This is a genomic window from Virgisporangium ochraceum (assembly GCF_016863655.1).
Lineage (GTDB): Bacteria > Actinomycetota > Actinomycetes > Mycobacteriales > Micromonosporaceae > Virgisporangium > Virgisporangium ochraceum.
This window is the reverse complement of record NZ_BOPH01000035.1, coordinates 22467-34445: the sequence shown is the minus strand read 5'-3', so window position 1 is coordinate 34445 and position 11979 is coordinate 22467. Positions and strand designations below refer to the sequence as shown.

11 protein-coding genes and 1 pseudogene are annotated in these 11979 nt (G+C 74.3%); 6 read left to right on the top strand and 6 right to left on the bottom strand.

What is annotated here, in order from left to right:
- Window positions 1-48: 48 nt before the first annotated feature.
- From Voc01_RS14735 to Voc01_RS14725, 3 genes are read right to left on the bottom strand one after another with little or no spacing between them, the layout of a single operon-like run.
- The gene (locus tag Voc01_RS14735; protein WP_203927972.1) at window positions 49-429 is read right to left on the bottom strand and encodes a hypothetical protein; all 381 of its coding nucleotides are present in this window, start codon (window positions 427-429) and stop codon (window positions 49-51) included.
- Between the two features lie 46 nt (window positions 430-475).
- A complete protein-coding gene (locus Voc01_RS14730) occupies window positions 476-1156 on the bottom strand; it encodes a DsbA family oxidoreductase (RefSeq protein ID WP_275423719.1) in 681 nt (226 codons plus the stop codon).
- 41 nt (window positions 1157-1197) lie between these two features.
- A complete protein-coding gene (locus Voc01_RS14725) occupies window positions 1198-1641 on the bottom strand; it encodes a MarR family winged helix-turn-helix transcriptional regulator (RefSeq protein ID WP_239160195.1) in 444 nt (147 codons plus the stop codon).
- 144 nt (window positions 1642-1785) lie between these two features.
- On the opposite strand from Voc01_RS14725, the gene Voc01_RS14720 reads away from it, so the two are divergent.
- The 5 genes from Voc01_RS14720 to Voc01_RS14700 all read left to right on the top strand — a co-directional run bounded on the left by Voc01_RS14720 (window position 1786) and on the right by Voc01_RS14700 (window position 7388).
- Window positions 1786-2316 (top strand): hypothetical protein, encoded by a 531-nt coding sequence (locus Voc01_RS14720; RefSeq protein ID WP_203927969.1) that lies wholly within the window; start codon window positions 1786-1788, stop codon window positions 2314-2316.
- A gap of 280 nt (window positions 2317-2596) precedes the next feature.
- Window positions 2597-3640, top strand: a complete 1044-nt coding sequence (gene trpS, locus Voc01_RS14715; RefSeq protein WP_203927968.1) for a tryptophan--tRNA ligase — start codon at window positions 2597-2599, stop codon at window positions 3638-3640.
- A 65-nt stretch (window positions 3641-3705) separates the two neighbouring features.
- Window positions 3706-6111 (top strand): ATP-binding protein, encoded by a 2406-nt coding sequence (locus Voc01_RS14710; protein ID WP_203927967.1) that lies wholly within the window; start codon window positions 3706-3708, stop codon window positions 6109-6111.
- Window positions 6112-6150: 39 nt separating this feature from the next.
- The gene (locus tag Voc01_RS14705) at window positions 6151-6927 is read left to right on the top strand and encodes a carbon-nitrogen hydrolase family protein (RefSeq protein WP_203927966.1); all 777 of its coding nucleotides are present in this window, start codon (window positions 6151-6153) and stop codon (window positions 6925-6927) included.
- A gap of 14 nt (window positions 6928-6941) precedes the next feature.
- Window positions 6942-7388, top strand: coding sequence for a GNAT family N-acetyltransferase (locus tag Voc01_RS14700; RefSeq protein WP_203927965.1), 447 nt, complete (start codon window positions 6942-6944; stop codon window positions 7386-7388).
- 44 nt (window positions 7389-7432) lie between these two features.
- On the opposite strand, the gene Voc01_RS14695 is transcribed toward Voc01_RS14700, so the two are convergent.
- The 3 genes from Voc01_RS14695 to Voc01_RS14685 all read right to left on the bottom strand — a co-directional run bounded on the left by Voc01_RS14695 (window position 7433) and on the right by Voc01_RS14685 (window position 10243).
- Window positions 7433-8035: a hypothetical protein gene (locus tag Voc01_RS14695; protein ID WP_203927964.1), complete on the bottom strand. Its 603-nt coding sequence runs from the start codon at window positions 8033-8035 to the stop codon at window positions 7433-7435.
- 18 nt (window positions 8036-8053) lie between these two features.
- Complete coding sequence (locus tag Voc01_RS14690; RefSeq protein WP_203927963.1) at window positions 8054-8866, bottom strand: alpha/beta fold hydrolase; 813 nt, start codon at window positions 8864-8866, stop codon at window positions 8054-8056.
- A gap of 63 nt (window positions 8867-8929) precedes the next feature.
- A complete protein-coding gene (locus tag Voc01_RS14685) occupies window positions 8930-10243 on the bottom strand; it encodes a hypothetical protein (protein ID WP_203927962.1) in 1314 nt (437 codons plus the stop codon).
- A 122-nt stretch (window positions 10244-10365) separates the two neighbouring features.
- Here Voc01_RS14685 and Voc01_RS53050 point away from each other — a divergent pair.
- Window positions 10366-11442, top strand: a pseudogene (locus tag Voc01_RS53050) (Hsp70 family protein); the annotation flags it as partial.
- Window positions 11443-11979 lie beyond the last annotated feature (537 nt).

Here is an 11979-nt window from a genome sequence, read left to right as displayed (position 1 = left end):
CCCATCGAAGATGATCAGGTCCGATGCAGGCCGAAGCTATCTGGAACGCTATTCCATGTCAATCGGACGTGACTCGCCGTCGAGCCGCGGGCGCAGCTTGCCGTCGAGCCGCGGACGCGGCGCGCCCTCGACCGCGGTGCAGATGCCGAAGACGCGGCCGTGGCTCGTCCATCCGTTGACCCGGCCGCGGTTGTTGCCGATCTGCACGCGGCCACGGCCGTGGTCGACGGCGGTGACGAGATGGAGGTGGACGGCGCCGGCGACCCGGGCCAGCACGATGTCACCGGGTTCGACGAGCGCCGGCTCCACGGGTGCGACGGTGACCGGTTGCCGGCTGCGGATCAGCGGCACCATCGACGAACCGGTCGGGCGGAACTCGACCGTCTCCCCCGCGGCGACCCGCCGCGCCATCGCGTCCAACAGACCCATCGCGGTGAGCATCACCCGTGCCCGCCCGGTGGGCCACCGATTTACGTCAGATCGCGCAGCTTCCATCGTCGCAGGCGTCGGCGGCCGGCACGGTGGTGAGCGGGTGGCTGTCGGCCCACGCCCGCTCCAGCAACTGCAGCAGCACCTCCGGCGGCTGGGCACCGGACGCGCCGTAGGCGCGGTCGACGACGAAGAACGGCACGCCGTTGCCGCCGAGCGCCCGGGCGGTGGCGATGTCGTGCCGCACCGCGGGCAGGAAACGCCTGTCGGACAGGGCTTCCCGCACTTCGTCCCCGTCCAGCCCGACGTCGACGCCCAGCGGCACCAGCGACTCGACGTCGAACACCGGGCGGCGCTCCTCGAAGTTCGCGTGCAGCAGCCGCTCCTTCATCTGCGCGCCGAGCCCGTGCCCGGCGGCGAGATGGATGAGCTGATGGGCGAGCAGCGTGTTGCCGCTGACCCCGTTGGCGAGGTCGTAGTCGAGCCCCTCGGCGGCGGCGAGGTCCTCGACCCGACGCATCTGCGCCCGCATCTGGTCCTCACTGATGCCGTACTTGGCGGCCACCGACGGTAGCGTGCGTTCGGTGTGACCCTCCGGAATGCTGGGGTCGAGCTGGAACGACCGCCAGACGACCTCCACCTTGTCGGCGTGCGGGAACCGGCTGAGCGCCGTCTCCAACCGCCGCTTCCCGATGTAACACCAGGGACACACGATGTCGGACCACACCTCGATCTGCACGACGGTCGCCAACGTCCGCCGGCCGGCGATTATTCCGACCGGGCGTGGTGGGCGAGGACCCGGGCGAGCAGGTCGCGCAGGACCGTCCGCTCGTCGGGCGACAGGGGCGCGAGCAGCTCGTCCTGCACCGCGTCGAGGGCGCGGTCGAGCCGCTGGAGCTGGCGGGTGCCCGCGCGGGTGATCGTGACCGTGTTGCGGCGCCGGTCGGCCGGGTCGGTGCCGCGCTCGACCAGGCCCTCCGCGACCAGCTCGGTGACGGCGGCGACGACGTCGCTGCGGTCCATGCGGCACCGCCTGCCGAGTTCGACCTGGCTCACCCCGCCGAACTCGCGCAGCGTCGCCAGCACCCGGTAGTGGTAGCCGCGCGCGCCGGTGGCGTGGAAGGCGTCGGTGACGAGGCGGCGGGCGTGCACGCCGAGCTGGGTGATGAGCCAGCTCGCCTTGCCCGCGAGCCGGTCCGGTGCGGTGTCCACGGGTCCCGATCCTAGCCAGCGTTGGACGCGCCAACGATCGGGCCGGCGGATCGGGCTCGACCACATCGCCCTCGGCGTACCGGCCGGCTCGGTCACCCGGTACGCCGCCGTCCTCGATGGTGCGGGCCGATAGGATTCCGACCCATGGTGCGTCGATCGATGGCGATCGGGTCGATCGCGGTGCTGCTCGCCGCCGGCGGGTGCTCGGGGGGCGACGCGGACCCGTCCGCCACGCCCGGGTCGACAGCGCCGCTGTGCGAGCGCATCGGCACCGACACGCTGCGGAAGGTCGTCCCGACCTTCGAGCCCGACCCGCCGGGCGAGGGCGAGAGCGACGCGTGCGTGCGGCTGGCCTCCGGCACCGCCGAGGCGCCGGTCGGTGACTTCCTGCGCATCACGATCGACGACCCGTCACCGGGCACCGACGAGGAGTGCAGGAACCTGGAGCGCGACCGGGGCGACGCGACCTGGATGCCGCCCGACCACCTCGGCGGGGTCGGCGACTTCGCGTGCGGCACGGTGGTCAGCGGTGCCGACAAGGGCGTGGTCGTCACGATCCTGTCGCGGCGCGGCGGCACGCACGTGAGCATCTCCTACGGCCGCACCCCCGGCGACGTGACGACCGTGCGGGAGGCCGTGATCGACCTCGCCCGCACCGTGATGCGACGCGTCTGACCGGCACGCCACCACCGCGCTCCCGAGCCTGGCCGACCGACCGGTTGACCGAGCGGTTGACAACAGCTTCGCGATGACCGTCGCCTGACCCGGGCCGGCGCCGGGGGCGTGGCACCCCGGCGCGGTACAGTGTCGGTATGCGTTCGACGAGCCTTCTCTGGTGGCGGCTGCACTAGCAGCCGTTCGCGACGCATGTTCCGGGGCTGCATGGCAGCCCCTTCCTTTCCGAGCAGGCCCGGCAGCCGTGCGGCCCTCCCTACCGATCCGCAGGGAGTACGCCATGTCCGACACCTTCACCGCGCTCCTGGAGCGCTCCGCCTCCGTGGCCGACCAGCTCGCCGCCCATCCCGGGAGGTACCGGGTGCTCACCGGTGACCGCCCCACCGGTCCCCTGCACCTGGGCCATCTCTTCGGCTCGGTGCTGGAACGCGTCCGTCTGCAGAACGCCGGCGTGCAGACGTTCGTCATCGTCGCCGACTACCAGGTGATCACCGACCGCGACTCGATCGGTGACGTGCGGCGGTTCGTGCTCGACGCGGTGCTCGACTACCTCGCCGCCGGCGTCGACCCGGCCCGCACCACCATCTTCACGCACTCCGCCGTGCCGGCGCTCAACCAGCTCATGCTGCCGTTCCTGAGCCTGGTCACCGAGGCCGAACTGCACCGCAACCCGACGGTCAAGGCCGAGCTGGCCGCGTCCGGGCGGGCATTGTCGGGGCTGCTGCTGACGTATCCGGTCCACCAGGCCGCCGACATCCTGTTCTGCAAGGGGAACCTGGTGCCGGTCGGCAAGGACAACGCCCCGCACGTCGAGCAGACCCGCGTCATCGCGCGGCGGTTCAACGAACGGTACGGGCCGGTGTTCCCGGTGCCGGAGGTGCTGTTCACGTCGGTCCCCGAACTGCCCGGCCTCGACGGCCGCAAGATGTCCAAGAGCTACGGCAACACGATCACGCTGGGCATGACCGCCGACGAGACGGCCGCCGTCATCCGGAAGGCCCGCACCGACACCGACCGGCACATCACGTTCGACCCGGAGCGCCGGCCCGGGGTGTCGGCGCTGCTGACCACCGCGGCGCTGTGCTCGGGGTCGACGCCGCACGCGCTGGCGGAGGAGATCGGCGACGCGGGAGCGGGACGGCTCAAGCAGGTCACGACCGAGGCGGTCAACGGGTTCCTGGCCGACCACCGCCGACGACGCGCCGAGCTCGCCGCCGACCCGGGCCACGTGCTGTCGGTCCTGCGCGCCGGCAACCGCACCGCGAACACGATCGGCGACGCCACCCTCGACGAGGTCCGGACGGCCATGGGCACCAGCTACTGACTCCGGACGATCGCGGGTCCGACCGCACGGATACGGTGGTCGGACCCGGAAGCCGGAAGCGAGAGATGTCACTCGATCCCCCCGACCCGACGCGCGCGGGCACGCTCGACGAGCTGGCCGCCGCCTTGCGGCAGCTCAAGGCGTGGGCGGGCAACCCGTCCTTCGAGCAGATCAAGGACCGGGTCAACGCGGCCTGGGCGGCGCGGGGCCGGCCGCCGGGTGAGCTCGCCGGGAAGAGCACGGTCGCCGACTGTTTCCGGGCCGGGCGGCGCCGGCTCAACCTCGACCTCGTCACTGCCGTCGTGGCGGCGCTGCACCCCGACAGCGGGTACGTCGACCGGTGGCGCGGCGCGGTCCAGGTGGTCAGCGGGGAGCTGGCGGCGGCCGCGCTGGTGCGGGTGCAGACCGCGCTGCCGCCAGACCTCGACGTCTTCACCGGACGCGCGGCCGAACTCGACGGCGTGCTGCGGTCCGGGTCCGGTGTCGTGGTGGTGTCGGGCATGGCCGGGGTGGGCAAGACCCGGCTCGCCGTGCGGGTCGGGCACCTGCTCGCGCGGCGGGGTGCGGTCACCCGGTCGTTGTTCGTCGACCTGCGCGGCTACCACTCCGACCCGGCGACACCGCCGGCCGACCCGGCGGCGGTGCTCGACGGTTTCCTCCGGGCGCTGGGCGTGCCCGGGCACCGGATCCCGCCCGCGCTCGCCGACCGCACGGCCCTCTACCGCCGCCGGCTCGCCGAGGCGCCGACGCTCGTCGTGCTCGACAACGCCGCCGGTGCCGGGCAGGCGCGTCCGTTGCTGGCCGCCGCGCCGGGGTGCCGCACGCTGGTCACCAGCCGGCGCGCCCTGCCGGAGCTGGCCGCCGACCACGTCTCGGTCGACGTGTTCGACCCGGCCGAGGCGCGCGAGTTCCTGACCGGCGTCGCGCGCCACGCCGCCATCGACGACGACCCCGACGCCCTCGCCCGGATCGCGGACCGCTGCGGCCACCTGCCCCTCGCGCTCGGCGTGGTGGCCGGGCACATCCGGGCCACCACCGGCTGGACGCTCGCCGACCACGCCGACCGGCTCGACGAACACCGCCGGCTCGACACCGGCGTCGAGCTCGCGCTGGCCCTGTCCTACCGGCACCTGCCACCCGACCGGCGGCGGGTGCTGCGACTGGCCGCGCTGCATCCGGGTCGCGACCTCGACGCCCACGCGGTCGCCGCCCTCACCGCGACCGACCCGCCGACGAGCCGCGCGGTGCTCGCCGACCTGTGCGACCACCATCTGCTCCAGCCCGCCGGCCCGGACCGGTACGCGTTCCACGACCTGGTCCGCGTCTTCGCGGCCGGCCGCACCGTCGACGAGGACTCACCGACCGAGCGGCGCGCGGCGCTGTCCCGCCTGTTCGACCACTACCTGGAGACGGCGACCGCCGCGGTCGCGTCGACGGACACCGGCTGGCTCGACGGCGAACGGCCGGCGCTGGCGGCCGTCACCGCGTACGCCGCCGAGCACGGCTGGCCCGGCCACGCCGTGCGCCTGTCGGCCGTGCTCTTCCGGTACCTGCTCGGCGGCCATCACGGCGACGCGATGGACATCCACCGCCACGCCCTGCACGCGGCGCGGCGCATGGACGACCTGACGGGCCAGGCCCAGGCGCTGACCCAGCTCGGTGCCACCCACCTCCGCCTGGGACAGGGTGCCCGGGCCGTCGACCTCCTGCGCCGGGCGCTGGACCTGTTGTCCGCCGCGGGCGACGACCCGGGTACGGCCCGCGCGCTGGCCAACCTCGGCGACGCCGAGCAGCGTCTCGGCCGCTACCGGTCCGCGCGGGAGCACCATTCCCGCGCGCTGGCCCTCTACCAGCGCGACGGCGACGTCTCCGGAGCGGCGCACGCGCTGACCAAGCTGGGCATCGTCGACGAGCGGAGCGGACGCTACGCGGCGGCCTGCGCCCACCACTCCCGGGCCCTGGCCCTGTTCCGGCGCGCGGGCGACGCGGCGGGTCAGGCGGCGGCCCTGAGCAACCTCGGTGACGCCGAGACCCGGCTCGGCCACCTGTCGGCGGCGGTGGTCCACCTGCGACAGGCGCTGGTCCTCTACCGCCGCACCGGCAACCGCGACGGCGAGGCGTGGGCGCTGGGCAACGTCGGCACGCTGGCGGCCGCCCTCGGCCGTGCGGAAGAGGCGCTGGACCACCACCGCCGGGCCCTGGACATGCACAGCGAAACCGGCGAGCGGCACGGCGAGGCCTGCGCCCTCAACGGTCTCGGCGAGGCGGCCCTGGCCCTCGGCCGCGCCGGGGAGGCGCTGGCCCACCACACGGCGGCCCTCGCGGTGTCGACCGCCATCGGCGACGTCCACCAGCGGGCCCGCGCCGCCGGCGGACTCGGGGACGCCCACCACGCGCTGGGTGCGCGGGAGCAGGCGAGCCACCATCACGAGCGGGCGCGGTCGCTGTACGCGGCGCTGGAGGCGGAATGACGGCTGTGCAGGTCGGCGCGGGTCGGGCACGATGGCGGCATGCGTGCCATGCTGGCGGCGATCCGCTGCGGGAAGGGCGATGTCGACGGGAACCTGGCGACCCACCTGCGGTTGGTGCGCTCGGCCGGCTGCGATCTGGTCCTGTTCCCGGAGATGTCGCTCACCGGGTCCGTCGATCCCGCGTCGCGGCCCGACCGGCTCGTCGGGCTCGACCATCCGGCGATCGCCACGCTCGCGGAGGCCACGGGCGGCACCGGGGTCGCGGTGTGCTTCGGCGTCGCGGAGCGGTCTCCGGGTGGCGATCCGTACATCACGCAGGTCGTCGCGGCCGGCGGCCGCGTCGTGGGCGTTCAGCGTAAAAGGCATCTGGGACCGGGTGAGGAGCCGTTCTCGGCCGCCAGTGCGTCGCGCACCTTCGCGCACGCGGGCGTCCGGTTCGGCATCGCGATCTGCGCCGAGGGCGGCCACGACGGCCCGTTCGACGCGGCCCACGCGGGCGGCGCCGGGCTGGTCCTCTTTCCGGCTGCGCCCGGCCTTTACGGACGCCGCACCGACGAGGGGTCCTGGCGGGCCGGCCATTCCTGGTGGGAGGGCTGCGCGCTGGGAGACGCGCGCCGCCACGCCCGGCGGTTGGGGCTGTGGGTCGCGCTGGCCGGCCAGGCCGGCTCCACCGAGGACGAGGACTTCCCCGGCCTCGCCGCCCTGGTGACGCCCGACGGCGAGGTCGCCGAGCGCCTTCCCGACTGGCGCGAGGGCGTGCTGACCGTGGAGATCCCGCCGGTCGTGTCGCACGCGGCCGGTACGGTCGCCGGATGAACCAGATGAGCCGGATGAGATTGGTCGAAATCGGTCCCGACAACGTCCGTGCCGCCTGCCGGATCGCGGTCGCGCCGGAGCAGGAGCAGTTCGTGGCGCCCGTGGCGTTCTCGCTCGCCGAGGCGTACGCCCGCCCGAACGTGGCGTGGCCGCGGCTGGTCTACGACGGCGACGAGGTGGTCGGGTTCGTGATGGGTGCGTTCGACCCCGACAGCCCGGTCCCGATGTTCCGGTGCGGCGTCTGGCGGCTGAACATCGCCGCCGACCGGCAGGGCCGGGGGTACGGCCGGTTCGCCGTCGACGGTGTGCTCGCCGAGGCGCGGCGCCGGGGCAACAGCCGCGCGACGGTGCTGTGGGTACCGGGTGAGGGCGGTCCCGAGGACTTCTACCTGAAGCTGGGCTTCCGGCCCACCGGCGAGGAGCTCGACGGCCAGGTCGTGGGCGCGATCGACCTCGGCTGAGACCCGCGTGATGCCGGTCGCCTCGAAGGAGGCGCGGGCGTCCATCAGGCCAGCCGGCGCGAGTGGGTGGCGAGGAGCGCCCGCAGCCGCTCGGCGTCGGGTTCCGCGAGACCGCGCTTGGGCAGGACGACGATCTGGGCACCGGTCCGGTCCGACGCGAACAACGCGAACGACCCGTCCGTCTCCCGGTGGACCGGGTACTGGGCCCACGCCGCCGTCCACCCGGCGGTCTCGGCGGTGACGTGCAGGCCGGTGCCGTCGACGACCGTCCGCGTCCGCTCGGCCAGCGTCGGGGTGCCGCGCATCAGGATCCGCGCCGTCAGCCCGAAGATCACGCGGGCGCCGACCGGTAGGCGGCGCAGCGTGGCGTCGGAGACCCGGTGCACGACGAACACGAGGCCGGCGATCGCGACCACCCACCCGATGAGCACCGCCACGACGTTCAGGCCGGCGACGTGGAACACCAACGCGTCGCCCAGCAGGATCGCGAGCGCGAGCGCGGCGACCGCCGTCAGGAACAGCGGGCTGCGCAGGAACCGCGGCCGGTGCGCGGCGCTCTGCGCGAGGAGCCCGTCGGTGAGGTCGTCGACGGTCAGCGCGTAGGTCAGGCGCACCGCGCCGTCGACGTCAGGGGGTGGCGTGGACATAGCCGCACAGCCTAGACCTCAGCCACAGTCGTCGATGAACGCGTCGAGCAGGGTGGCGAACGCGGCGGTCTGTTCGAGGTGCGGCGCGTGACCGGCGCCCTCGACGATCTGCACCTCGCCGCGCCAGAGCGTCGGAATGTCCAGCTGCCGCAGGTAGTCCAGGCTGACCAACTGCTCCCCGGCACCGTGCAGCACGGCCACCGGAACGGTCAGCGCCGACACGATCGCGACCTCGTCGGCGAACCGGCCCGCGGCGATGCTCGCGCCGAGGCCGCCCCGCGCGGCGCCGTCGGTGGCGAGGATGTCGGCCTCGAACGCGTCGAGCGGCAGCGCGGACCCGGGTGCGAGGAAGCTCGCGGCGTACTCGCGGGCCTGCTCCGCGGCGACGTCGGGGGTGAACCCGACAGCGACCGCCGGGTTCGGGAGGAACGCGGTGGCGAGGCCGGCCGGGTCGCTGACCGGTGGCGTGCCGAACACCGCGATACCCGCCGGCTCCGGAAGCCCCGGTGCCGCCTCGATGGCGATGTGACCGCCGAGACTCCAGCCCACGTACACCGCCCGTTCGAGCCCGAGCGCCGTGGCGAGACCGGCGACGAGCGAGCCGTACCCGGGCATCGAGTACACGTCGGGATCGGTGGCCGGCGGCGAGTCGCCGTGCCCCGGCAGGTCGACGGCCACGCACCGGTACTTCCGTCCGAGGTCGCCGCCGAGCAACGGCAGCCACGTCTTCGACGACGACGAGTTCCCGTGCACGAACACGACCGGGCGGCCGGAACCGGCACTCTCCCGGTACGCGACCGTCTGGCCGTCGACGGCCACCGTTGCGCTCATCGCCCCAAGGTACAAGAAGGACCGGGGGCGACGGACGCTTTGCCCCCGGTCCCATCACAGCCCCTATCTGGTGAAACGGGCCTGGATCGCCGACGGGTGCGTGCCCTTCTGCCAGATCACGGTGACCGCTCCCGTCGGGCTCGCGGCGGCGGTGACCGACCGGCCGTCGGGCGCGACCGTCTGCACCGCGCCGGGCGTGCCGTTCGCGGCCAGGCTCACGCCGTGTACCTGTGACTCCTGCACCATCGGGCCCGGATACTGCCAGGCGACGAAGCCGGCGCCGGAGTCGTCGAGCGTCACCGACGGCCAGTCGCCGCGCCCGAGCACCGTGACCGGGCCGGGCGTTCCGGTGGCGGGGAAGCGCCGCAGGTACACCTCGCGGGAGTTGTCGGTCTCCCAGTTCCAGCGGCCCCACACGAGCGTCGCGGTCCCGTTGCGATCGACGACGATCGACGAGTAGTACGACAGCCAGTGCGTCTCCGGTGTCGCGACGACGGCCGGTTCCAGCGTGCCGTTCCGGTGGTAGCGCTGCACCACGCGGCGCGCGTAGCCCTCGTACGGCGCGACGCTGTACGACAGCACGGCGTCGCCGTCGCCCTCGACGGCCAGGTCGGGCTGGCCGTAGCGGACCTCGGTCGCCGGTGCGGCGACCTCCGTGGGCGCGGAGACGGTGCCGTCGGGTGCGATCCGCACCGAGAGGATCCGCTCGTAGCCCTCGGTCCAGACGACGAGCGCGGTGCCGTCATCGGCGAACGCCGCGACCGGACCGCCGGCGCCGCCGGGGCCGAGCGTCAGTTCGGGGCCGAGCGTGCCGTCGACGCCGAAGCGGCGCGCCTTGGCGACGTCGACCGAGCGCACGCTCTCGGTCCAGGTGATGAGCGCGGACCCGGACCGGTCGACCGCGATCGACGGGCTGGTGGAGCTCCACGTGGTGACCGGCTGGACGGGGCCCGGCACGCCGGCGGCCGACACCCGCGCCGCGGAGATGACGGAGTCGTGCACCCACACCAGCGCGCCGTCACCGTCGTCGTCGACGGCGACCTTCGGCCACGTCGCCGACATCCCCGCCGGCGTGACGAGCCGGACCGGTCCGAGCGCACCGGCCCGGGTCCGGCGCTGCACCTGCACCCGGTCGGTGCAGTAGCCGGCGCTCCCGTCGCATCCGGCCCAGACGAGCAACGCGTCGCCCTGCCGGTCGACGGCGACGGTGGGTTGGTCCTGCCCGGACCAGTTCGGTGGGGACAGGGTGCGGACCGCGGTCCAGGCGGCGGATGCCGGTGACGCGGCGACGGCCACGACACTCACGACACCGGCGGCCACACCGACAGCGACACCGACCAGGGCGGCGGTGAGCGCGCGGATCAGCTTGATTGGCAACAGATTCTCCCCGTGAATCGAAGACCGTCAAGGCGGTGATCGAATGATGGCACGGGTGCGGCCGGTCCGCTCGGCGAGCGATCCGGTTCCCGGATCCGGCGGCATGGCGTCTGTACGGCATCATGGGGCGCCATGGTCATCCGCACCCCCGCATCAGAGCCCCGGTCGTGACCCGGCTCGCGGTCGACTTCGGCACCTCGCACACCGTGGCGGTGGTCGAACTGGCCGACGGCCGGGTGGAGTCGCTGCTGTTCCGGTCCTCGCCGCTGGTGCCGTCGGCGGTCTTCGCCAGCGAGGGCCGGCTGGTGGCCGGGCACGACGCCGACTACGGCGCCCGCCTCGACCCGGCCCGCTACGAGCCCAACCCGAAGCGTCGCATCGACGAGGGTCAGCTGCTGCTCGGCGACGTGGAGGTGCCCGTCGTCGACGCGGTCGCGGCGCTGTTCCGGATGATCGCCGCGGAGGCCCGGCGGGTGACCGGCGGCGCGACCGACGGGGTGGTGCTGGCCCATCCGGCCGGCTGGGGCACGCACCGCAGGCAGATCCTTCGCGACGCGGCCGCCGCGGCCGGCCTCGGGCCGGTGACGATGGTCGCCGAGCCCGTCGCCGCCGCCGGGTACTACGCCGCCGTTCTCGGCAGGAGCGTGCCCGACGGCTCGTCGCTGGTGGTCTACGACCTCGGCGGTGGCACGTTCGACATCAGCGTGGTGCGGCGCCCGCCGGCGGGCGGCTGGGAGGTCGTGGCGTCCGCCGGTCTCGACGACGTCGGCGGCGTCGACCTCGACGCCGCGATCGTCGAGTGGGTGGGCCGCCAGGTGTCCGACGCGCCGGACGGGTGGTCCCGGCTCGCGGCCCCGGCCGACGCCGCCGACCGCCGGCGGCGCCGGCAGCTGTGGGACGACGCGCGCGCCGCCCGCGAGCAGCTGAGCGGCGCCAGCCAGGTGACGATCGCGGTGCCGGTCGTGGAGCGCGAGCTGCACCTGACCCGCGAGGAGTTCGAGGACCTGGCGCGGCCCTGGCTGGACCGCACGGTGGCGCTGACGACCGCGACGATGCTGGGTGCCGGCGTGGGCACCGGTGCGCTCGCCGGTGTCTTCCTCGTCGGCGGGGGAAGCCGGACGCCGCTCGTCGCGAGCCTGCTGCACCGCGCGCTCGGCGTCGCTCCGGTGGCGATCGACCAGCCGGAGCTCGCCGTGGCGCGCGGCTGCCTGACGGACGCGCTCGCCCCGCCGGCCGGCGTTTCTCCGCCGGTCAGCGCTCCGCCGGTCAGCGCTCCGCCGGTCACCCCGCCTTCGCCCACGGACGGCCGTGAGCGTCCGGCGGCGCCCGCGCCGCTCGCGGACCTCCGGACCGCGAAGCCCGAACGCGACGGGCACCCGGCCCTCCGTCCACTGTGGTTCGTCGGCGGGCTCGTGTGGCTCGGCGTGATGGGCTTCCTGCTCGCGGCCGGGCTCGGGACCTTCGAGGGCAGCTCGATCCGGTACGACGTCGACCGCATCGCCGTGAACACCTACTCCGGTGTCCGCGCGCTCGTGGGCCCGACCGCCGTCCTGCCCCTGCTCGGCCTGCTGCTCCTTATCGGCGGCGGCGCGTCGACCGGCGCCGACCGCTCGCTGGGGCGGCTGCTGCGCCGCGCCGCGGTCGCCGCGACGACCGCGACCCTGATGCTGCTCATCTTCGCGATCGGGTACGGCGGGCGGGAGGTGTACGGAAAATGCGGCTCGGGGGTCTTCGAC